Origin of the sequence: Halococcus agarilyticus, assembly GCF_000334895.1 — an archaeon.
GTDB lineage: Archaea > Halobacteriota > Halobacteria > Halobacteriales > Halococcaceae > Halococcus > Halococcus agarilyticus.
Map to the genome: position 1 here is coordinate 107,263 of NZ_BAFM01000007.1, position 22,467 is coordinate 129,729.

At 64.2% G+C, this 22,467-nt stretch carries 18 protein-coding genes; 11 read left to right on the forward strand and 7 right to left on the reverse strand.

The features are described from left to right. Positions 1-250: 250 nt before the first annotated feature. The 3 genes from TX76_RS07510 (at position 251) to TX76_RS17025 (ending at position 4,263) form a co-directional block, all read left to right on the forward strand. Positions 251-1,351: a Gfo/Idh/MocA family protein gene (locus TX76_RS07510; RefSeq protein WP_049901147.1), complete on the forward strand. Its 1,101-nt coding sequence runs from the start codon at positions 251-253 to the stop codon at positions 1,349-1,351. A gap of 483 nt (positions 1,352-1,834) precedes the next feature. Then, a complete protein-coding gene (locus TX76_RS07515) occupies positions 1,835-3,847 on the forward strand; it encodes an ABC transporter ATP-binding protein (RefSeq protein WP_049901149.1) in 2,013 nt (670 codons plus the stop codon). Between the two features lie 143 nt (positions 3,848-3,990). Beyond that, a complete protein-coding gene (locus TX76_RS17025; RefSeq protein WP_079890774.1) occupies positions 3,991-4,263 on the forward strand; it encodes a MarR family transcriptional regulator in 273 nt (90 codons plus the stop codon). Here the strand turns inward: TX76_RS17025 and TX76_RS18055 are convergent. From TX76_RS18055 to TX76_RS07530, 3 genes are all read right to left on the reverse strand, one after another. Further along, positions 4,165-4,437 carry a hypothetical protein gene (locus tag TX76_RS18055; RefSeq protein ID WP_049901151.1) on the reverse strand — a complete coding sequence of 91 codons (273 nt, stop codon included), beginning with the start codon at positions 4,435-4,437 and terminating at the stop codon, positions 4,165-4,167. The genes TX76_RS17025 and TX76_RS18055 overlap by 99 nt on opposite strands. A 941-nt stretch (positions 4,438-5,378) precedes the next feature. After that, positions 5,379-6,413 carry a hypothetical protein gene (locus TX76_RS07525; protein ID WP_049901153.1) on the reverse strand — a complete coding sequence of 345 codons (1,035 nt, stop codon included), beginning with the start codon at positions 6,411-6,413 and terminating at the stop codon, positions 5,379-5,381. A 631-nt stretch (positions 6,414-7,044) separates the two neighbouring features. Then, positions 7,045-7,986 carry a phytanoyl-CoA dioxygenase family protein gene (locus TX76_RS07530; RefSeq protein ID WP_195156021.1) on the reverse strand — a complete coding sequence of 314 codons (942 nt, stop codon included), beginning with the start codon at positions 7,984-7,986 and terminating at the stop codon, positions 7,045-7,047. Positions 7,987-8,161: 175 nt separating this feature from the next. On the opposite strand from TX76_RS07530, the gene TX76_RS07535 reads away from it, so the two are divergent. Further along, positions 8,162-9,634: a sulfatase family protein gene (locus tag TX76_RS07535; protein ID WP_049901157.1), complete on the forward strand. Its 1,473-nt coding sequence runs from the start codon at positions 8,162-8,164 to the stop codon at positions 9,632-9,634. 454 nt (positions 9,635-10,088) lie between these two features. On the opposite strand, the gene TX76_RS07540 is transcribed toward TX76_RS07535, so the two are convergent. Next, positions 10,089-10,310, reverse strand: a complete 222-nt coding sequence (locus tag TX76_RS07540) for a hypothetical protein (RefSeq protein WP_049901160.1) — start codon at positions 10,308-10,310, stop codon at positions 10,089-10,091. A 52-nt stretch (positions 10,311-10,362) separates the two neighbouring features. Between TX76_RS07540 and TX76_RS07545 the strand changes: the two genes are divergently transcribed. Next, entirely contained in the window at positions 10,363-11,991 is a 1,629-nt protein-coding gene (locus TX76_RS07545) for a sulfatase-like hydrolase/transferase (RefSeq protein WP_049901161.1), read from the forward strand. A 720-nt stretch (positions 11,992-12,711) separates the two neighbouring features. Here the strand turns inward: TX76_RS07545 and TX76_RS18300 are convergent. Continuing rightward, positions 12,712-13,356, reverse strand: coding sequence for a hypothetical protein (locus tag TX76_RS18300; protein ID WP_079890779.1), 645 nt, complete (start codon positions 13,354-13,356; stop codon positions 12,712-12,714). 106 nt (positions 13,357-13,462) lie between these two features. On the opposite strand from TX76_RS18300, the gene TX76_RS18305 reads away from it, so the two are divergent. Next, entirely contained in the window at positions 13,463-13,840 is a 378-nt protein-coding gene (locus TX76_RS18305; protein WP_154019032.1) for a hypothetical protein, read from the forward strand. A 179-nt stretch (positions 13,841-14,019) separates the two neighbouring features. Here TX76_RS18305 and TX76_RS07555 read toward each other — a convergent pair whose 3' ends face one another. Continuing rightward, positions 14,020-14,820 (reverse strand): alpha/beta fold hydrolase, encoded by an 801-nt coding sequence (locus TX76_RS07555; RefSeq protein ID WP_049901166.1) that lies wholly within the window; start codon positions 14,818-14,820, stop codon positions 14,020-14,022. A 214-nt stretch (positions 14,821-15,034) separates the two neighbouring features. On the opposite strand from TX76_RS07555, the gene TX76_RS07560 reads away from it, so the two are divergent. From TX76_RS07560 to TX76_RS07580, 5 genes are all read left to right on the forward strand, one after another. Beyond that, positions 15,035-15,727 carry a hypothetical protein gene (locus tag TX76_RS07560; protein ID WP_049901168.1) on the forward strand — a complete coding sequence of 231 codons (693 nt, stop codon included), beginning with the start codon at positions 15,035-15,037 and terminating at the stop codon, positions 15,725-15,727. A gap of 195 nt (positions 15,728-15,922) precedes the next feature. Continuing rightward, positions 15,923-16,669: a hypothetical protein gene (locus TX76_RS07565; protein ID WP_049901169.1), complete on the forward strand. Its 747-nt coding sequence runs from the start codon at positions 15,923-15,925 to the stop codon at positions 16,667-16,669. Positions 16,670-16,799: 130 nt separating this feature from the next. Continuing rightward, positions 16,800-18,074 carry a thiamine ABC transporter substrate-binding protein gene (locus tag TX76_RS07570; RefSeq protein WP_049901171.1) on the forward strand — a complete coding sequence of 425 codons (1,275 nt, stop codon included), beginning with the start codon at positions 16,800-16,802 and terminating at the stop codon, positions 18,072-18,074. Further along, positions 18,047-19,867, forward strand: coding sequence for an ABC transporter permease (locus TX76_RS07575; RefSeq protein ID WP_049901173.1), 1,821 nt, complete (start codon positions 18,047-18,049; stop codon positions 19,865-19,867). The genes TX76_RS07570 and TX76_RS07575 overlap by 28 nt, the downstream gene beginning before the upstream one ends. After that, positions 19,855-20,973 carry an ABC transporter ATP-binding protein gene (locus TX76_RS07580; protein ID WP_079890775.1) on the forward strand — a complete coding sequence of 373 codons (1,119 nt, stop codon included), beginning with the start codon at positions 19,855-19,857 and terminating at the stop codon, positions 20,971-20,973. Before TX76_RS07575 ends, TX76_RS07580 begins: the two co-directional genes overlap by 13 nt. Before the next feature lie 65 nt (positions 20,974-21,038). Here the strand turns inward: TX76_RS07580 and TX76_RS07585 are convergent, their stop codons facing one another. Then, positions 21,039-22,412, reverse strand: coding sequence for an MATE family efflux transporter (locus TX76_RS07585; protein WP_079890776.1), 1,374 nt, complete (start codon positions 22,410-22,412; stop codon positions 21,039-21,041). Positions 22,413-22,467: the final 55 nt, after the last annotated feature.

Consider the following 22,467-nt stretch of genomic DNA (forward strand, 5'->3'; position numbering starts at 1 on the left):
TGAGCTCGACCTGTCGTGACCGTCGCTGTTCGATGTAGCACTCGGCTGGCTCCCGACAGGTACACTCCGGCGGTGCTCGGAGCCGACCCGTTCGCCACCGAGTGTCCCGAGAGATCGATCGCGTCGGCTCGAACGCTTCGGCACGCGTCGTGGCTGTGTGGGCCACCGGCGAACCCGATGGCCGACTGGCCACTCGGATCGGTGTGCAGAGGATCAGTATGTTCATGATCCCCCTTCGAGATGGTCCCGTATGGAGAGCGTCAACGTCGGTCTTCTCGGTTGTGGCACGATCAGCGACGAGTACCTCACCTCCGGTGACACGTTCGACGCGTTCGACGTGAGCGCCTGTGCGGACATCGATATCGACCGTGCAAGGACGAAAGCCGACGAGTACGACGTCACCGCACACGACGTACAGGGCCTACTCGCCGATCCGGACGTCGAACTCGTCGTCAACTTGACTCCACCCAGGATCCACGCGGAAACGTGCCAGCGGATACTCGACGCGGGCAAGCACGTCTACGTCGAGAAACCGATGGCTACGATGGCCGAGGAGGTGGAAGACGTACTCCGGACTGCCGAGGCCGAAGGGCTGCTGGTCGGATCGGCACCGGATACGTTCCTCGGAGCGGGGTTGCAAACCTGCCGGTCGCTCATCGACGATGGCCGTATCGGTGAGCCCATCGGAGCGACGGCTGTCTGGACATCGCCCGGCCACGAGAGCTGGCATCCAGATCCCGACTTCTTCTACCAGCACGGTGGCGGCCCTCTCCTCGATATCGGCCCGTACTACGTGACGGCCCTCGTTTTCCTCCTCGGCCCGGTGAGCCGGATCTCCGGATCCGTTGCTCGCGGCTTCGAGGAGCGTACGATCACGAGCGACCCTCGACGTGGCGAGCGTATCGATGTCGAGGTCCCGACTCACGAAGCCGGCGTCGTCGACTTCGAAAACGGTGCCGTCGCTAACCTCTTGACCAGCTTCGACGTGCAGGGTTCGACACTCCCAGCACCGGCGTTCGAGATCTACGGGACCGAGGGGACGCTGAGTCTTCCAGACCCGAACCACTTCGATGGACCGGTCAGTGTCCGGAAGCGGGGCAGTGACGAGTTCGAAACGGTCCCGCTCACTCACGGCTACACCGGGGGGCGAGGTGCCGGCGTGGCCGACTTGGCGTTCGCGCTTCGAACCGACTGGGACCAACGAACGAGCGGTGAACTCGCCCGCCACGTCTTCGATGTACTCTCAGGTATCCGGGAGTCCTCCGATCGGAGCCAACACGTCACCCTCGAACCAGACTGCGAGCGGCCGGCACCCCTTCCACGGACGTTTCCGGAAGGGGTAGTGAACTGATCGGCTCTCTGTCCCGGTCGATCCGGGACGGCAGCGAGATCCCTTCCGGGCCATCGGTCGAGGTTCCCGGGGTGCAGTAGATAGGTACCGACGCACCACTGCACTCCGACCGACGATCGACGAACGGTGAGCTCCGGGAGTCGGCTTTCCGTCCGTTTCGGCTATCGACGAACCAGTGAACGACGTCCCGGAGGAGACGTCGATACTCCTCGTGCCCGAGATACCCGTCGCCGTCGAAGACGGACGACCGTGGACTCTGGTGGTGCTCGTCGGTGAGCGTGCTGTCCGTGGGACGATCTCGTCGTCGCTATCACCGACCACGAACGCGGAGGCGATCCGGGAAGCAAGACCATCACGATGTGATAGCCGTTTATAAGGACTCTGAACCTCGAAAACCTCTGATCTGCGGTATAAGACCCTTCCGCTCCGGGAACCCGCGCTCCGGCGGTCGGCGGTTCAAGTCTCCTCCCACGTACCGCCGGTATGACCGATTCACGCGGAGAGCTACGGGACGTTCGCGACGCGGTCGACGGCCACCCGATGCGTCGGCTGTTCGAATACGTCACGCCGTACTGGAAGCGGTTGAGTGCCGGCATCGTCGCCTCGTTCGTGATGCGGATAGCACGGCTCGTGCCGGCGCTGGCGGTCGCGGCCGCGATCGATCGCGCCATCAGAGGGTCGGGCGAGGCGGGCATTCTCGCACGGATCGGGCTGGTGACCGCCGAATCGGTACCGGCGGGCGATCCGCAGGTCGCACTGCTCTATCGGCTCGCGCTCATCGCCGCGGTCGCGTGGGTGGTCCAAGCGATCACCCAGTTCGCCTCGCGGTATCTGTTCCAGTCGGCGGCACAGCTGATCCAGCACGACCTCCGCGACGACACGTACGCCCACATGCAGTCGCTCTCGATGGACTTCTTCGACGACCACGAGTCCGGGGCGCTGATGGCGGTGCTCAACAGCGACGTCAACAGGCTGGAGAACTTCTTCAACAACGAGATCCGTCAGATCATCCGGGCGATCGTGATGTTCGGGGTCGTGGGCGCGGTCATGCTCTACGAGGCCCCGAAACTCGCCCTGATCGCGCTCGCACCGATGCCGATCCTCGGTCTCTTCACCGGCCGGTTCATGCTCTGGATCGAGCCACGATACAAACGCATTCGAGAGCTCGTCTCGGGGCTGAACACGCGGCTCGCGAACAATCTTGGGGGGGTGGACGTCATCAAGTCCTTCGATCGGTACGGGATCGAGCGCGAGCGCGTCGCCGGCTTCTCCGAAGCGTATCGCGACCGGAAGATCGAGGTCATCCGGATCCGGAAGGCGTTCTTCTCCTCACAGCGCCTCCTGATCGGGCTGTCGTTCGTCGCGGTACTGGTCCTCGGTGGCCGGGCCATCGTCGACACCCCCGCGTTCGGCGTCGCAGAGGGCATCACCGTCGGTTCGTTCACGTTGTTTTTCCTCTTTCTCCGGCGACTCGACGGCCCGCTCCAGCGGATCGGCAAGACCGCGAACAAGTGGCAGAAGGCCAAAGCAAGCGCCGAGCGCATCTTCGGCATTCTGGGTCACGAGCCCACGATCTCCTCACCGACGGACCCGGTCGTCCCGGAGCGTCTCGACGGTACAGTGGCGTTCGAGGACGTCACGTTCAGCTACGAGACGGGCGACTCGATCCTCCGGGGCGTGAACCTCGACATCGAAGCGGGCGAGACGGTCGGCCTCGCCGGCACCAGTGGTTCGGGAAAGTCGACCCTACTCAAACTCCTCACGCGGTTCTACGACGTCGATAGTGGAGCGGTGCGGATCGACGGCGTCGACGTCCGCGAGTACGACGCTCAGGCGCTCAGGAACCGAATCGGCGTCGTCGAACAGGACCCCTACATGTTCTCCGGAACCGTGCGGGAGAACATCGCGTACGGCGACCGCGAGGCGTTCCGATCGATCGTCGCGGCAAGGACGGACGCCGATTCTACAGCCCCCGATGCCGTGGGCGGCGGCACGGGTGCCGACAGCGGGGTCGGGTCCATCGATACGAGCGAAGCGATCGACTTCGGTTCGGATCTCGAACGGCGGGTCCGCGAGGTCGCGCGGGCCGCGGGGGCCGACGGGTTCATCCGCGACTTACCGAATGGATACGACACGCTGGTCGGCGAGCGCGGCGTCAAGCTCTCGGGCGGCCAACGCCAACGGCTTTCGATCGCGCGTGCGATCCTCAACGATCCCGACGTCATCGTCCTCGACGAGGCGACGAGCGACGTCGACACCGAGACCGAACAGCTGATTCAGGAGAACTTGGACCGGCTGTGCGCCGACCGGACCGCCTTCGTGATCGCCCACCGACTCTCGACCATCCGCGACGCCGACCGGATCGTGGTGATGGACGAGGGGCGCGTGATCGAGACCGGAACGCACGACGACCTCGTCCAGGCGGGCGGAGCGTACGCCGACCTGTGGGCCACTCAGGTCGATACCCGACCCGAACGGGTTTCCGCCGACGACTGATCGCCGCCGCGATTCCTCATTTCGAACCGGCGGATCACCGAACCGCCACACCGACGGTTTCGGTGGCATTGGTCGGGTGAACACCGGAAACGGCCGTCAGATACATATGGCATCGGGACGGAACGGCCGGTGGCCATCCACCAGTGTGCTGCCAACAACCGACACCGACTGCCGAACTCGGCGCGTGCATCGACGACCTCGGACCGAGCGCGAAACTGGTTTTCCGCGTGCTCGACTACGAAGGGCCGCTTACCCAGCGCGAACTCGCGGAGCTGACCCTGCTGTCACAGCGCACGGTCAGAAAGGCTCTCCGGCGGCTACTCTCTCGGGAGGTGATCGACGAACGCCTCTACGTTCCCGACGGCCGACAGCGACTGTACGAGATCCACGGCCGACGGAGAGATCGGGAAGAATAGCGCCGCTTCGTCCCGATATCCGTCGTCCACACGGGTGGCCGTTCGGTCCTCGATGTCGACGCGCTTGCCGGTCCGGGCCGACTCGTAGATGTCCTCGGTGACGATCGTCGTCTCCAGTGCGTCGCGGGAAGTCGCCGAGAGGTCGGCGTCATCGACGACCGCGTCGAGGAACACCCCGATCTCGTTGGAACCATCGTCATCGAACTCGATCGGGTGCTTCGCCTCCCCTCGACGGTCGAGAGGCTCCGCTGGTCCCGGACCGATCCCTCGACGAACGGGCCGCCTGTGCGGCTCGGTGTCCCCGATTTGGTTGTGTGAGTATATCTGAGACCTGTAACGGTAGTACTGATGTTACTGCTCTCGATCCGGGGGGTGCAGATCCGCCATTGCTGTAGGATCGCCCCTCAAAAGCTATGCAGGACCCGAACATTGTGGAACGATGCGAAGCATAGCCTTCGCGGTTTTAGGATGGCAGAACGGTCACCTGGCTCCTCTTCGCTGTCGAACCGGCCACCCTTTGATGGCTCAGGTGGCCCGATTGTGGGGGGTTGAACGTTTTTATCGACCATACCCCACATCCTCATCTTCCAGTTGGGTTCCACCCCTACGGGGGAAGCAGCTCCAATTTCCCCTCTAGCGAACCGAGCGAACAGTATCGAACGTCCAATCATTCTGCGGGTGAGCACAGTATCGAGCAGAACGATCGATCGACGGGGTGTCTACAACTCGTCGGCTGGTCTCTGGTATGGAGACACACCCGACGGAACACGACTCGAACCACGAGTGGCCGTTGCACTCCAACCAGCGGGCATCCTGTTCGTCCGTGTTCGTTACAAAGAGACCTGTCCCGTGGAAATCGAACTCACTCGACAAGCGGAGCCGAATACGATCGAATCGTTGACACCACGCTCTTCTGGTGTGGGACAGTGCTTCGATCGTTTGTGAGCGGCTGGAATCACCCACCCCAAATGATGACGTACCATCAATCGACGATATCTAACAAAGTGCTGTGACGGATCGTATGATCGACAGTGACCGTCGGTCGGAGGAACACGACAGCGGCAGCTCCGAACGGTTGAGGCGGACGGCTCGGTAGAGCAATATCCTAACTGTGTTCACTCGTCCTCTCGATCGGTTATCCCGTCCAAGTAGCCGAAGAAGGCTTTCTTACGAGCAGTGTTCGGTTCCCAGCGGACGGGGGGTGACTGGTAGCCGTGCCAGTAATCGTTCTCGCCGGGATCGAAATACCCCCACGATGAGCCGACGTCAATGGCAGCCTCGAGGTTCGACTCCGACCCGAAACGGAAGTGATCGTCTTCGTTGAACACAATCGGCATCGGTTCGTAGGACGGCAGGTCACGCGTTCTCTCCACCATATCCCGGATCCGGGCGGGATCATCAACACCGTTGCCGTGAGCGAGCACGAAATCAGAAGCGGCAACTACATCATCGGGAGGGACGGTGCCGCCACTAAAACTCGTCCCGACAGGATACCGATGTCCTCCACGTTCGATGTCGTGGACACGCTCGATCAGTTCGGATACTCGGTCGGGTTGGATAACGTCGTGGCTGTAGTTTATGTCGGCCTCATTGGCGATCTCTATCAGCACGTTCGTGTACTCCCTTCTGTGGAGCCACTCGATCGTACTGTCGACGGCGTTTTTGACGGCCGTCTCATCTGTGAGGACATCGTCCTGACCGAAGTAGAACAATCCAACAATCACCACCATTCCGAGATCGTCGGCCCTGTCGAGAACCCGTCTGACTCTATCCATCCAGTCGGGCTTCAACGAGCCGTCCGAACGATACGCGGAAACGGTCCACGGTTGCTCGTCGGAATACCCCTCCGGGCTCCCACATTGGAGGTTGATCGTGAAACCACGAAGCCCACAGTCGTAGTAGGTCGGCATCGCTGCAATGAATTCTGCGACGTTTCGCTCGGGGTTCCATTGGCTCGTATCCGGATACGCCCAACTGTCGACCGTCTTCGGATTCTCGTCGTCGAAACAGGCATGAACAAATCTCGCATTGAACAGCAATCCATCGATGGCCTTCCCATCGTGGGTTCGTCCTTCGTAGGTGGGTCGATCATTGATCGTGAAAGAATCGCCATCGATGCCGACCCGTGTCTCTCGTGCGTTTCCGAACATGGGAAACTTCACCGGTGCCTACATCAATATGTTTTCGGTACAGTACACTGTGACGCACTCTCCCCTGCATCGTTCAGTAGATCGACAGCTGCCGCGTCCCCAGCGATCGCTTTCTCAACGTTCGGGGAGAACTTGGTCCGGCTTCGACGGTCTCCCTCGTCTCTTCCATGGTTCAGTTGCATGGTTGCTGCTCGGAAGGGGCCGAAGTGGACGGTTGCAGACGTCTTGGAGGCCTTCGAGAACGCGTCGTGAACACGTACACACCGCGTCCCGACCACCTGACTTCGGTCGAATACTGGTGGCCGTCTTCAACGTCCGAGAGGTTCGATGAGAACGCTCCACCGTGGATCGAATACAGACAGTACAACGTATCGTTGCGGCTTGTAACACTATGGAGCGAGTCTTTCTTACTGATCAACGGAATAGATCCTCCCAACGGATAGGGGGACTCACATGGGTGGACCGACGCGGGTCATCGCGAACTCCGTGAGTCCGTGATGCTCCGCGCTTACGCGAGTTCCGTCCATCACCGATCGAACCTCCCGAAACAGGTCGTCTTCCGTCGATCGGTCGCGTCGAGGTCGATATCGACCGGAAGTGCAGCGACGGTCCCGGAATTGCCGCACTACCGCTATTGCAGGTGTGTCCCTTTCGTGTCGATGTCCTGAATCGCCGGCCAGTGAGCGAACGGTTGTTCAAGATCCTGCTCCCAGTGGTCGTCGTAGTCCTCGTGGTGGAACCGTTTGAACAGTCCAACTCGGACGTTCGATCCCAGGTTCACGCCGGTGGTGTGCTGGAGCCGTCCATGCCAGAGGACGAGTGAACCCGCACCTCCAGCAACCTCGAACGGATCACCGACGTCGTATGGCGGTTCGTTCTGGTTCGACTGAGCGTCGACGAACCCCTCGACATCGTTCGATTCGAAGTGTTCGGCAGCAGACCAGTGTGAGCCTGGCCAAACCGTCAACCCGCCGCCGCGAGGCGGGACGCGGTCCACGTACACCGTCCCCGCAATCGTGAAACCTGGGGGTTCACTGAACCCGTCCCCGAACCCATCCACGTGACCGCTGATATCGGATGTCGAAGGCGAATTGGCGTCCTCCGGACGTCCCTCGTCGGGGAAATTGAGATTCAGCGATAGCCATCCGTCCAGATCGGACGGCTCGGGAGCGATCAGACTGTCACCGCCGACGAGTTCATCCGCATAGGAGAACATCTGTTCCCAGATCGGATAGAACGGTTCCCGATCGGTAACGCTTGGGTCCTTTCCCCCTAGGTTCCGGTACTCGGCCTCCAGTAGGTCGTCTCTGCTCTCCGGGTCTTCCGGTATCGAATCCCAGACGACGTCGCGTATCTGTCCGAGAGCCTCGTCGTCTATCGCGTCCGGGATCACGAGGAACCCGTTGTGCTTGAACTCGCGCCGTTCACCCTCGGTAAACTCGACGGCCCCTCGACTGTTTTCAACCATCGCCGAGAGGTCAAACGAGAACATGTAAATAGCTTTCTGTGGTGGGGGATGGGACTCGGAGTGACGGTATCGCCTTTTGCCTCTGCTTATCGATTCCTCACCCACTGCCCGAACCGCTCGATCTTCCCTTCCAGAACCTTCTTCGGCTGTTTCCCGTCCTCTTTGCGACGGACGTTCTCCTCAAGGTCTCATGCCTTTTTTCCCATTCATCCTGCGAGGGGCGCTCTCAGAGGGGCAGATGGTTTGAAGTACCCGCCACGAGATCGTCCATCGCATACCGATGCCCGATGACCGCCCGAACGTCGTTCTCATAAACACGGATCAACAGCGGTTCGATACCATCAACGCGCTTGGCGCGGACCACATGGAGACACCACATCTCGACAGACTGGTCGAGGAAGGGGTGTCGTTCACGAACTGCCACGTCACCGCGCCGTCGTGTGCGCCGTCGCGGGCGAGCCTCTTCACGGGCTATTACCCGCACACGACCGGCGTTTACACGAACGGCGACGAGTGGCGCCACTCGTGGATCGAGGACCTCTCCGAAAGCGGGTACTACTGTCTCAACGTCGGCAAGATGCACGCGGCGCCTTACGACGCGCCGATGGGATTCGACGAGCGTCACATCGTCGAGAACAAGGATCGATACCTCGCACCGGTTCCCGGGGACGAACCGCCGCTGCCCGGGGAGAAGTTCTACTGGGACGAACTCGACAGAGCGATGGCCACCCGTGGAGCCGTCAGGCCGGGTCGGGAGTTCTATCGCCAGCTCGATGACTATGAGGAGCGTCTCGGAGCCTTCGAGTGGGAGGCACCGGACGATCTCCATCCCGACATGTTCGTCGGCGACCGCACGACGTGGTGGCTCGATACGATGCCCAAGCTCGAACGACCCCTGTTTCTCGAAGTAGGGTTCCCCGGCCCGCACCCGCCCTTCGACCCCATCGAGCGGTGGGCCGAGGAGTACCTCGATCGGGACCTCCCGGATCCGGTACTCTCCGCGGCGGACCTCGAAGGCCAGCCGACCCCGATGATCCGCCTCCGCGAACACAACGAACGGATCGATCACGACTCTGTCGTCCATCGGGTTGAGGCATCGCCCGATCAGCGCCACCGTCAGCGTGCCTATTACTACGCGAACGTATCGATGATCGACGAGAAAGTCGGGGAGATCATCGACGCCTTGGAACGGAACGGGTACGACGACACCGTCGTTGTGTTCACCTCCGATCACGGCGAGGCGCTCGGCGACCATGGTCACAGTCAGAAGTGGACGATGTACGACATCATCACCCGCGTGCCGACTATCGTATGGTCACCGGACCGGTTCGACGGCGGTCGCCGCGTGGATGAGTTGTGTCAGCTGTTCGATCTCGGACCGACAGTCCTCGAATACGCGGGCGTCGACGTTCCGGACTCGATGGAGGCGCGCTCGCTACGACCGGCGCTCGAAGAGGACCCGGAAGACGAGTGGATCGGACGTGAGTGCGTCTTCGCCGAACACGCCCGGGACGGTATCCTTCAAGCGACCGAGTTCATGACGATGGTCCGCACCGAGGACTGGAAGCTCGTCCATTTCCTCGACCACGACGAGGGAATGTTATTTGACTTGTCCGAAGATCCTGATGAAACGGACAATCTCTGGAACGATCCAGCGGCCCAGGAGAAACGGCAGGAGCTCGAAAACACCCTGCTCAGGTGGCGCATCGAGAGCGGCCACCGGACTGCCGACTGGGCAGCGGATTTTCGCTGAGCTCGCGGTGAACGGGACTGACCCGAAGCCATAAACGACCCACGACGCAAATCCGGCCCATGCTAGATGGCCCCTGGATAGAGCGAAGCTACGAGGAACCGTATCTCACGTTTCGGTGTGATTGTGGCTGGGAGGGGAACGATGTCGACGTCACAGGGTGGGAGGTCCAACGGGAGAACGACCGCGCTGTTCGGCGCTGTCCGGCATGTGGCACTTGCGTGCCCCAGTGGGGATCGCTCCGGTCTCTGGAGGGCACCGCACAGGTCGCACACGGAGCTCTACGAGATGCTCTCGTTGCTGCCGGCGTTGTCGACGAGTGAAACGATATGGGTCGTTCGCTCGGTAGTGTCTGATTGGTCTCGTTGGAGCCAGCGAACGAAGGCTTGGAGCCAGTTTCGACGGTTTCGAGGAAAGCGTGGCTGAAGTGGTTCCGAGAACGAGGTGGCTCGGCATTTCAGCCCGCCGAAGACGCGCTCAACGCCGTTCCGGTTTCCACGTTGTCCGGGATGAAATCGGTGTCCGGCTCGGAAGGGCGCAGTTCGGTGGTTCGAGCGCCACCGGCCAGAAACACGGCAGATTCGAGGGAGTGTGAGCCGTTCAGTTCGTCCTGACCTTCGAACGTGGGCTGCTCATCGGCGAACATCGCTTCGACGACCTGTACGCCTTCCTCGAGCATCGCTGCCTCACAAAGATTCATGTGTCGGTGGCTGGATCGTTCGATAGATCACATGTCCTCACTGCGAAACGGAACGCCACCGAACATCCTCTGGCTCAGTATGGAGGACACGACAGCGGACCGACTGGGCTGTTACGGCGACGACCTCTCGCGAACGCCGAACATCGACGAACGGCTGGCGGGCGAGGGGCGACGCTATCGAAACGCGTTCTGTCCGTCACCCGTCTGCTCACCGAGCCGGTCAGCGACGATTACTGGCATGTATCCCACCGCTGTCGGATGCCACCAGCATCGGCCCGATCGCGAGCGGCCCGGTCTACCGCCGAGCCACCGAGTCGTGACGCCCCACTACGTTCGGTCGTTCACCGAACTGCTCCGCGCGGCGGGGTACTACTGTGCGAAGCGTGGCAAGAACGACTTCCAGTTCGGACACCCGTTCACCGTCTGGAACGACTACGGCCGCGACGAGACGGATGTCGTCTGGCGCGACCGCGATGGGGACCAGCCGTTCTTCGCCTCCTACCAGAACGGCATCTCCCACGAAAGCGGGATGTACCCGCCGGACACCGAGTCTGACCGATCCCTCGAGACAGATCCCGGCACCGTCACGGTCCCTCCCTACCTTCCCGACACGGATCCCACGCGACGAGCGCTCGCCCGTCACTACGACAACCTCGCCGCGTCCGACGATTGGATCGGTGGCCTGCTGGACGAACTCGCGGCCGACAGTCTCGTTGAGAATACGGTCGTCGTCCTCTGGTCCGATCACGGAGAAGGGCTGCCCCGGTGTAAGTCCTGGCTGTACGACCGTGGACTCAACGTCCCGCTGATCGTCCGGTGGCCCGGCGAGATCGAGGCTGGCACCGAGACAACGGAACTCGTCTCGCTGGTCGACCTCGCGCGGACGATGCTCGAGTTGGCGAACGCCGAGGTGCCAACGTTCCTCCAGGGCCAGCAGTTCCTCGGTGAGGACCGCGACGACCCTCGAGAGTACGTCTTTGCCTCGCGCGACAGACAGGACGAAAGCTACGCGATGCAGCGGGCAGTGCGCGACCAGCGATACAAGTACATCCGCAACTACTACCCGGCCAGGCCCAACCCCTGGTTCCAGTATCGCAACAACCACCCCGCCATGCGGGAGATAAAACGCCTGGAGCGGGAGGGCGAACTGAACGGCCCAATGGCATGGTTCGCCGAACCCAGGCCGGCGGAGGAGCTCTACGATCTCGACGTCGACCCTCACGAGACCGAAAACCTCGTCGCAGATCCTGCCTATCGAGAGACGCTCGATCGGTTGCGTGGAGCGCTCGATGACTGGCGAGAACGCACCGGCGATATGGGCGAGACCGCCGAGGATCGACTCGTCGAGGAGTGGTGGCCCGATGGGAACCAACCCGAGACGGCACGACCGACGTTCGTCCCGAACGTCTCCGGCCGGCCGGGCCGGGACGACGCACCGGACGGCGGCGAGTTCGAGGGTCCGATGACAGTCCGGATCGACTGTGGCACCCAGGGTGCCTCGGTGGCATACACGACCCAGCGCGGTGAGGATCCAGACTGGAAACTGTACACCGAGCCGATTCGCATCGAGCGTGGTGAACTCACGCTCCGCACAAAGGCAGTACGGTACGGTTATTCGGAGAGTGATGAGCGGATCGCGACCTTTTCGGTCTCCGACTGAACCACAGAGGCCGGACCGCACAGCACGTCAGTCTTGCAACACTGGTGTCAGTCGGATCGTCAACCCAACGGGATCGACGGGTACGAACGAGAGCTGTCGATAACTATGAGTGTGATGCTGACGTTGGCGGAACAGCGAACCGGCGTCGGTCGGCCCTCGTCCCGTTTCGCGCTCGGCGGTCAGTGTTGGTTTCTGCTTGGAATATCTCTCTACCAACACTTTCCACTTGGTCCGTGACTGATGGTGCGATCCAAATGGGAAATCAGTACTAACGGAAAGAAATGATGTCCAATTCATACGATATAGATCTACCCGAATATTCAATATTCGTAGCTACAATCAATTCTTTAGAGATTTTTTAGCCCAAATTAACTATTAGTATCTTCGATACCCTTGTCAAGAAAACATGGCGGAAAAGAGGATCATATTAAAGTTCCCGAAAACTTGTTTGGCACGGTTCGGTCCCTGCGGTGAGGGGACCGTTCGAAGTATCTGATACTATCCAGACTGTGCGTACCAGGAGCGAAGTGGATCGTCGACTACTACTCCGGTGCTACCAAGGCCGGGCGTTCACGAGGCCTGGAAGACCGTCCCGACGGTGTCCCTGATGCACGTCGGCTTCGAAGTTTGGGGGCGGCATCCACCGACTGGTTCGAGACGCCGATCGCGATCCTGCTGTGCAGTTCGGACACCGTTCGTCGACACGGTGCGGTCACGAGATCACGTCGCTTCCGAGCCCTCTCGCTCTACCGTTTCGTTCGGCCCGACGGTCGTCCACAGCTCGTCATCGACGTAAACCCGCAACCTCGCGCTTCCGTCGTTGTCGATGGAGACCACGTCGCCGGTCGTTCGGTACGTGTCGACACCACCGTCGCCGACGTATCCGTATATCTTCCGCCAACTGATCGGGGAGTTGCGGTCGGGCCGATCGGCTTCGGCCGGAACGTCGGCCTCGTCGCCGAGCGTTATCCGCTCGGTCGCGCCGAGGAAGTACGTGGCGTCGCCGTCGCCGACCGCTTCCACCCGGATCACCTTCTGCGACGCGTTGGGTGGCGGCAGGTCCGGCGGTCCCAGCGGCCCGTAGCGTCCGGCGTTCTCACCGGGCTCGACGGTGTCGTACAGCTCCCCGTTGAGATAGACCTCCAGCGTCGCGTTGCCGTCGTTGACGATGACGCCGAGACCGACGTCGGTCACGTAGTCGTCCACCCCGCCCTCACCCACGTAGCCCTGGATGTAGGTGGTGGTCTGGCTGATGACCCTGTCCGCGTGGTCGGCTTCGTCCGGCCGATCGGCTTCCTCACCGAGATCGATACTGCCGGGGACGTACACGCGATAGTACGACGCCCCGCCATCGACTGCCCGCACGACGACGTGATTTTCGTCCTCCTGCAACCCCTCCGGCCGCGACGGTATCGGCGAGTCGGAGTCGGCTGCCGTGGTCGTCGCAGTCGGTGTGGCGGTCGCGGTCGGTGTGGCGGTCGCGGTCGGTGTGGCGGTTGCCGTCGGGGTCGGGGTTCCGGTCTCGGTCGGTGTTGGGGTTGGTGTCCTCGTCTCGGTGGGTGTTCGTGTCGCGCTCACCGTCTCGGTCGGTGTTGTCGTCGCCGTCGTGGTGCTGGACGGTGTCCCCGTCGCGGTGGTCGACCGCTCCGTCGTGGCCGCACTCGTCGATGTCGCTGTGGTCGTGGCGGTGCGAGCATCCGCAGTCGTGGTCACCGCGTCCGTTGCCGTCTCTTCGCCTGGGGCACTCGTGTTCGTCGCGTCCCCGCCGAGATCGGCGAGGGAAGCACAGCCAGCCGAAGCGACTGCGAACACGAGCAAAACACTGACCACCGAACGCTTCATCATGTGATTGCTTCCACCAGATCCAAGCCACGTAACTGTCTTGTGGTGTTGCGGGGCCGTCTCCGGCGTCCGGAGCGCGTTGCCGGACGACGTTTCGACGATCGCGAACGCCGATCGGGAAGCAACGCACACGCCACCGACGGTCGGGGCCAGCACCCGGTCCAGACCGGAGGGGAACTGCCGAGCTCAGAGCCGCCGGAGAAACGCCCGGAGCTCCGCCCGGGCGGCGTCGTGCTCGTCGTGGAACACGTAGTGGCCGGCGTCCGGAACGTGAACGAGCCGGCCGTCCGCGAGCGAGTCGGCGGCCGCGAGGTCACTGACTCGGCGCTCGGTGCCGGCGTCGGACCGCAGCACGAGCGTCGGGCACGTGATGTCGTCGAACACCTCCCGCAGCGGCTCCGGGTAGCCCTCGCGTCCGATCTCGGCGATGTTCGGACTGCACTCGGTGGCCGCGGCGGCGAGCCGTCGCGCCCAGTCGGGATCGAACTCGTCGTACTCGGTTTCGATCAACTCCTCGATCGAGCGGTTCTCGATGTCGCGAAGTTGGTCGTGAACGATCGCCGCCCGTTCGTCCGGGTTCGTCTCCGTTTCGGTGTCGTGCATCCCGGCGGGGTCTTCGAGCACCAGGCCACGCGGGAGGCCTGGATGCTCCGCGGCGGTCCACGCGACGGTTGCCGCACCCATCGAGTGTCCCAGCAAAATCGGATCGACGAGGTCGAGCGCCCCGACGAGACCGACGAGATCGGCGACGCGATTTCGGATATCGTAGCCGGTCTCGGGGGCTGCGGACCGGCCGTGACCGCGGGCGTCGTAGGTCACCACGTCGTACTCGGCGGCGAGATCCTCTGCGAGCGGCAGCCAGCACCGCCCGTTGCCGTAGAAGCCGTGGGCCATGACCAGCGGTGGGCCGTCGCCGGTGCGGTAGTACCGCAGGTCGATTCCGTTCGAACGAACGGCGTCCGTCGTCCATCCCGCAGGGAGATCCATGCGATCACTTCTCGAAAGGGACGAAAAGCGTACCGGACGACGGTGTCCGTCGAGCCTCGATTCGCCACGTCGGTGATCCGCGGGGCCGACCGACCGATCTCGGTTGACCACCGTTCCGGTTCGAAGCCAGGCAGCAGTACCCACCTTCACCGACGAGCAGCCCAAACCTCAGCCCGTCGAAATCTACTTGCCGTCGCCCCGACCTCTCGGAAGGGTGTGGCTCGACGAGTTCCGCTATCGAACGGCGTGGAACGCAGAGGCCAACGAACGCCGCTACGACGCGCCGGCCGACCCGTGGGCGCTCGTCCACGTGGATCCGAGCGAGGTGGAACGGCTCAACGTCGTCTCGCTGCTGTGGGGGCTCGGCCGCGTGCGCGACGGCGACTGGGATCGGCCGGCGAACTGCCGGCGGATCGACGACACCCCAATCCACGAGGGACTGACTCAGCGATTCGGCGACGAACGTGACTGGGAGGAGACGGCCTACTACGAACACGCCGTCGGGCGGATCGAGGACAATGGCGATCACAAGGGCGTCGAGAGCGAAGCAGAGCTCGTTGAGGAGTACCTTCCGGCCCTCGACGAGCTGTACGCGGATCTGTGTGACGAGGGCTACCGACCGAACCGTGGGGTGGTGTACGACGGTCCCGAGGATGCGGACTACATCCACGATCTGGAGCCGATGGTCCTCGTCGGCCGCGATGGCGAGATCATCTGGACCGAGGGGTTCCACCGGCTCGTGCTCGCCGACCTCGCGGGGATTCCCACGATCCCGGTGTACGTCCTCCGGCGGCACGACGCCTGGCAACGGGTCCGCGACGCGCTCGCCCGGACGACACCCGACGAACGGCCGTCGGAGCTGGCCACACACGCGGATCACCCGGACGTTAGCGAGCTCGTCCCGTAACCCGATGTAGCCCTCCACAGCCGTGACTCGGTCGACGGGAGCCGGCTCGACGGGTGAGCTACGTGGCGCGGTCGCGCTGGGTTCCTTTAAGTGCTTCCCGCGACAAGGTGTAGATACGAGCGAGGTGCGTCGGTTCGTGACGGTTTTCTACACCAACCCATCATTCAACTGTCGGCGGCTGCTACGCCGTCGCCAATGACCGACGACGATGCTTCGGAACCCGTCCTGTCGACGGCGGCGGACGGTGGATCGGCTGCGGCACAGACGGCCGTGCGGCTGAGCCGGCGGCCGGGCGACAGTTCGGTCGCGCGGGCCGACCTCCAGCGCGACGAAACCGTGCGCCGGTGGGGCCTGGTCACGCCGAGCGCGACCCGGATCGGCCGGGCCGACAGTCCCGAGAACGACCTCTCGGAGAACGTTCGTCGACTCCACGACGAGCGCCACCCGGCGATGGAGGGGTACAGCGCGCGTGCGCACCGCCTCGAAAAGCTCCGGCTGACCCACGCGCTGTGTGGCGACCTCGCGCTCACGCCGTGGCAGCGCGACCGCGCCATCGGGATCATGGTCGACCTCGATCTCACCGCGTTCGGAAGCCAGCGCGCCATCCCGAAGGTCGCGCTCGTCGTGATCCGCCACGTGGTCGATCGCGAGCGCGAGCGCCACCTCGGCCTCCACGACGACGAGTGGATCGCCGAACAATCACCCGAGCGGCTCGCCGATCTCTACGACCAGTTCCGCTCGATCACCGACGAGGACCGCTTCGACGCACTCTGTGAGCAACACGGCCTCGACGTGACGAACCTCAACCGGCTGCGCCGAACCCTGACCGAGCAACTCGACGACCAGGACCTCCACGATGCGGTGTACGGCCGCAACCCCTACCGCGACCCGAGCCTCCCGAGCCTCGGCTCCCGCGCCGTAACGGCCGGCTCCGGGGGGTAGCGTTCGCGTCGGCACGCCCATCGAACCGATTCCGGGCCGCGTGCTCGACTCCGCCCCCGATCCTGTTCTTCGAACGACGTTCCGACTCCCGACCGACAGCGTAATTGCCACTCAGTGGAATCACCGAGTAATGGACCGACGAAGATTCCTCCAACGAGCGGGTGCTGGCGTGGCCGGACTGACGGTGCTCGCCGGCTGTACCGGTGGTAACGACGACGGCGCGAGCAATGCTTCCGGCTCGCAGACCACGGACGAGAGTGCGGGATCGAATGGAGCGACCGACACGACCGGGACGGACGGGACGACCGGCACGAGCGGGATGAATGCGACGCACGAGACGACTGGCACGAGCGGGATGAATGCGACGCACGAGACGACTGGCACGAGCGAGGCCAACGGCACGAACGGAACCGGGACGACGACCGGCAGCGCCTCGTCGAGCGACACGCTGACCGTCGCGACGTACTCCTCCTTTACTGGTGAGGACACCGCGGGCAACTGGCTCAAGTCCGCCTTCGAGGACGAGTATTCCGGCACGACCGTGGAGTTCGTCACCCCCGAAAACGGTGTCAATCAGTACATCCAGCGGGCGAAGCAGGGTGCGCCGATCGACGCCGACGTGTACGTCGGGCTGAACACGAGCGATCTCGTTCGCGTCAGTCGCGAACTCGACGAATCGCTGTTCCCGACGATCGCGGACAGCCTCGACCGCGCCGACACGGTGAAGGACGAACTGAACGTCGACCCCGACGGGCGCGCGATCCCGTACGATACGGGCTACATCAGCCTCGTCTACAACGAGGACGAGGTCGAGGAGCCCCAGACCTTCGAGTCGCTCCTCGAATCGCGCTACGAGGGCGATCTCATCACCCAGAACGCCCAGCAGTCCGATCCCGGGCGGGCCTTTCTGCTCTGGTCGATCATCACTCAGGGCGAGGACGGCTACCTCGACTACTGGGAGAAACTCCTCGACAACGGCGTCAAGGTGCTCTCTGACTGGGAGCCGGCCTACCAGGCGTATATGGACGGCGAGGCCCCGATGGTGGTCTCGTACTCCACGGATCAGGTGTTCTATCACGGGCCGGACGTGAACATGGCGAAACACCAGATCGGGTTCCTCAACGACCAGGGGTACGCGAACCCCGAGACGATGGCGCTGTTCGCCGACAGCGAGAATTCGGCCCTCGGCCGGCAGTTCATGAACTTCGTGCTGACCGAACGTGCCCAGTCGAAGATCGCGGTCAAGAACGTCCAGTTCCCGGCCGTCGAGGGCGTCACGCCCGGTGAGTCGTTCGCGAAGTACGCGAAGGAGCCACCCGAACCGGTGACCTTCTCGTACGACGAACTCGCGGGCTCGGTCGGGACGTGGGTCGAGGAGTGGGCGAGGCTGGTCGCGGGCGCGTGACGACGCCGCGGCGGTGGGCGGGTCGGCTCGCGCTGCCCCTCGGCTTCGCGCTGACGCTCGCCGTACTGGTCGCGATCTTCTACTATCCAGTCGGCAGCGTCCTCGTCGAGGCCGTGATGCGCAGCGGTCGGCTGACGGTCGCCCCGCTGCTCGACGTGCTCGCCGACCCGTTCTATACGGGGGTCGCCCACCACCTGTTCGCCGATCCGACGAGCGTGCCGGCCGGCGTGCTCGCGTGGATTCGGGCCGGGTTTCCGTCCGTGACGTTCGGACTCTTCGGGTTCACGGCCTACCAGGCGCTGCTCTCGACGACCGCGAGCGTCGTCGTCGGGCTGCCGGGGGCCTATCTGCTCGCGCGCTACGAGTTCCGTGGCCGGCGCGCGCTCCGCTCGCTCACCATCCTGCCGTTCGTGCTGCCGTCGATCATGGTCGCGGTCGGCTTTCTGGCGATGTTCGGCCAAACGGGGGTGCTCAACGACGTTCTCGGGGCGCTCGGGCTCGGCGAGGTGAACCTGCTGTTCACGCTCGAAATCATCGTGCTCGCGCACGCCTTCTACAACGCGCCGCTCGTGACCCGGCTCGTGACCGCCGCGTGGGAGACCGTCGATGCCCGCCGGGTCGAGACCGCACGGGCGCTCGGCGCGTCGCCCCTTCGGGCGTTTCAGGACGTCGTCGCGCCACAGCTCCTGCCCGCCCTCCTGACCGCGGCGCTGCTCACGTTCGTCTTTACTTTTCTGTCCTTTCCGATCGTGCTCGCGCTCGGCGGGCTCCGGCTCGCCACCGTCGAGGTCTGGCTCTACGCTCGGGTTCAGGACCTCGCGCTCGCCGAGGCCGCCACCCTCGGCACGATCGAGACCGCACTCTCGCTCGGGCTGACCTACCTCTACCTCCGCTACGAGGCGCGCCAGACGAGCGCGCGCGGCGGCGGAGCCGCCCGTCCACGACAGGCGTTCGTCCAAGGCTGGCGGACGCTCCGCGATCCCGTTCGGGTAGGGCTCGGACTCTATGGACTCGCCGTTCTGATCCTCTTCGTCGGCCCGCTGGCGAGCCTGGTGCTCGAAAGCGTGACCGGCCCCAACGGGGAGTTCACGACGGCGTACTACGAGTTCCTCGTCCGCCAGCAGGCCGCGACGACGGCCGGGACCGTCAAACCACTCCCCGCGATCACGAACTCGCTCGCCTTTGGGCTCGGCACGCTCGTCCTCGCGGTGCCGATGGGGATCGTGGTCTCGGTGGTGGCGGTGCGGGGCGGGGCCGGCTCGCGGCTCGCCGAAACGATCATGACCGCCCCGCTCGCGGTCAGCGGCGTCGTCGTCGGGCTCGGGCTGCTCCAGACCCTGGTCTTCGGCACCGAGATACTCGGCCGCCGGATCGTCGTGAGCGGTGCGGTCGCGGTCGTGATCGCCCACGCCGTCGCGGCCTACCCGTTCGTGACTCGTAACGTCACACCCGCACTCGGCGGCCTCGACACCCAACTCCTCGACGCCGCCCGGTCGCTCGGCGCGACCCGATTTCGAGTGCTGCTCGACATCGAGTTGCCCCTCGTCGCGGCGGCCGTGCTTGCCGGCAGCGCGTTCGCGTTCGCCATTTCGATCGGCGAGTTCGATACCACAGTGTTACTCGCGGAGGGCGTCAGTAGTTATACCATGCCGGTCGCACTCGAACGCTACATCGGCAACCGATCGCTCGGGCCGAGTCTCGGGCCGGCGACAGCGATGGCCACAGTGTTATTGGCCGTGACGGCCGCGAGCTTCCTCGTGATCGAACGCCTCGGCGGGCGGTGGGAGTCGTGACTCGATCCGAATCCGATGTCGAGGCGACCGACGACAGGGCGGACCCAGGCGTCGCGCTCGATGGCGTCAGCGTGACTTTCGGCGGCGTGACCGCGCTCCGAGACGCCTCGATCGCGGTCGGAGACGGCGAGTTCTTCACCCTCGTCGGGCCGTCGGGCTGCGGGAAAACCACGACCCTCCGTACCATTGCGGGGTTCGAGACACCCGCCTCGGGGAGCGTCCAAATCGGCGGCCAGCGAGTCGACGACGTTCCTCCCGAGGAGCGCGACGTCGGGATCGTCTTCCAGAACTACGCGCTCTTTCCCCACATGAGCGTGCGTGAGAACGTCGCGTACGGGCTCCGCTTTCGCGACCCGCCAGGCGACGCCACCACTGATGAACGGGTCGATGAACTCCTCTCGCTGGTCGACATGGCGGGGATGGGCGATCGCGACCCGGAAGCACTCTCTGGAGGACAGGCCCAGCGGATCGCGCTCGCGCGGGCGATCGCCCCCGGTCCCGAACTCCTCCTGCTCGACGAACCGCTCTCGGCGCTCGACGCACGCCTCCGCGAGCGCCTCCGGGTGACCGTCCGCGACATTCAGCAGGATCTCGGGATCACGACGGTGTACGTCACTCACGACCAGGCCGAGGCGCTCGCGATCAGCGATCGGGTCGCGGTCGTCAACGACGGCCGGATCGAGCAGGTCGACACGCCCGAACGGCTGTATCGTGAGCCCGCCTCGCGGTTCGTCGCGGAGTTCGTCGGCGACAACAACCTCTTCGACGGCGAGGTGTCCGCGACCCAACCGCCGCGCGCTCGCGTGGACGATCACGAGGTGCGACTCCCCAAAACTGCGGATGTGATGACTGGAGAATCGGTGACGCTCTGTGTTCGTCCCGAGGCGATCCGTCTCAGCGGAGGAGAGCGAAGCGAGTCCTCCGGAAGCGAGACGACGCTGACCGCGACCGTCGAGAACGGCGAGTTCCTCGGCGACGCCTACCGGCTCCACTGCACGTGGAACGATCGTCCACTACTCGTGAAAACCGACGCCAGGCGGCCGCCGGACGAAACGATCGAGTTGGGGTTCGACGCAGCCGACGTTCACCTGCTGTCCGGCGAGTGAGGATCCGATGCTCTGGTTGCTCTCGCGGCACGTTTCGTCGCGCCGTCGAAGTCACGGTGGAAGCGTCAGGCCGGGGCGTCGGGTCGATGCTGCCGGCTGACCTGCTTCCACTTGTCGGTGGCGAAGCGGTAGTAGTTGAGCACCGCCGGGACCGTCGTCTCGGCGAGGAAGGCGAGGTACAGCCCGTAGAGGCCGAGCGAGGTCGTCGCGCCGAGGTAGGCGAGCGGGATGGCGACGCCGAAGATCCCGAGCGCCTGGCTGTAGAACGGCCAGCCGGTGTCGCCGCTCGCGTCGAGCGGGCCGGCGGCGGCTCCCGAAACGCCCTGGAGGACGATCGCGACACAGGCCGCCGACACCAGCGACACCGCGACCGAGATCACGGTTTCGGAACCGCCGCCCGCGAAGGCCGCGACGATCGGTTCGGCGAGCACGAAGACGATCGCGGCCGAGACGAGGTAGACCGCGACCGCGAAGCGGACGATCTCCCGACCGTAGGCTTCCGCGGTCTCCTCGTGACCGTTGCCGAGTTCCTGGCCGACGAGGCTGGAGGAGGCGAGGCCGAAGCCCCAGCCGGGCGTGTTCATCAGCCCCCAGATCCGGCGCGCGATCACGTACGCCGCCACGACCCCCGGCCCGAACAGCGCGACGATCGCGAGCATCGGGAACTCCGCGACCGTCCAGACGAGGTTCCGGCCGATCACGGGGGCCCCGATGTCGACGAGCTCGCGGATGTCGGCGAGGTAGCTGCCTCGCGGGTCGATCTGGACCGGGAGCTCGCCGAGACCGGGGAGGCGACCCGTGACGAGCCCCACCGCGAAGATCCCGGTCACGAGCGCGTTCGAGAGCACGGTGCCGAGCGCCGCGCCGGCGACCCCGAGATCGAGGCCGAAGATCAGGACGGCGTTGATGACGGCGTTCGCGACCGCGCCGCCGGAGCGGAGGACCATCGGTATCTGGGCGTCGTTGACGCCGATGAATATCCGACTGCCGACGAGGTTGAGCGCCGCAAAGGGGATCCCGAACGCCACGATTTGGAGGTAGGTCGCGCCGAGCGCGACCGCCTCGGCGTCGTTGCTCAGGAGAGCGACGAGATCCGGTGCAAAGAGCCAGAAGACCGCGACGAGCGGCAGCGTGAGCGCGACCACGACGGCGGTGCTCGATCGCACGGCCTGGTCGACCGCGCCGAGGCGCTTGGCTCCGTAGCGCTGGGAGACCAGCGCGATCGTTCCGGCGGCGATCCCGCCGCCGGCCGCGAACGCGAGCCCCCAGAAGGGACTCGCGAAGCCCACGCCGGCGATGCCGACCGAGCCGACCGCGACGCCGACCATCGCGATGTCGACCGCGTTCTTCGACATCCGGGCGATACCCGTGAGAATGCGCGGCCACGCGAGATCGGTCGTCCGGCGTGCCCGCTCGGATTCGATGAGATCGGCACGCACGAGGGCGAGTCCGATATACAGTACGACGACTCTGATAGGATTTGAAAGGCGGACC

Bases quoted from the DNA above. Each gene is read 5' to 3' on its own strand.
- TX76_RS07565 (WP_049901169.1), top strand. From the start codon at position 15,923: ATGACCGACGACGATGCTTCGGAACCCGTCCTGTCGACGGCGGCGGAC.
- TX76_RS07535 (WP_049901157.1), top strand. From the start codon at position 8,162: ATGCCCGATGACCGCCCGAACGTCGTTCTCATAAACACGGATCAACAG.
- TX76_RS07570 (WP_049901171.1), top strand. From the start codon at position 16,800: ATGGACCGACGAAGATTCCTCCAACGAGCGGGTGCTGGCGTGGCCGGA.
- TX76_RS07540 (WP_049901160.1), bottom strand. From the start codon at position 10,310: ATGCTCGAGGAAGGCGTACAGGTCGTCGAAGCGATGTTCGCCGATGAG.
- TX76_RS07545 (WP_049901161.1), top strand. From the start codon at position 10,363: ATGTCCTCACTGCGAAACGGAACGCCACCGAACATCCTCTGGCTCAGT.
- TX76_RS07515 (WP_049901149.1), top strand. From the start codon at position 1,835: ATGACCGATTCACGCGGAGAGCTACGGGACGTTCGCGACGCGGTCGAC.
- TX76_RS07555 (WP_049901166.1), bottom strand. From the start codon at position 14,820: ATGGATCTCCCTGCGGGATGGACGACGGACGCCGTTCGTTCGAACGGA.
- TX76_RS07525 (WP_049901153.1), bottom strand. From the start codon at position 6,413: ATGTTCGGAAACGCACGAGAGACACGGGTCGGCATCGATGGCGATTCT.
- TX76_RS07510 (WP_049901147.1), top strand. From the start codon at position 251: ATGGAGAGCGTCAACGTCGGTCTTCTCGGTTGTGGCACGATCAGCGAC.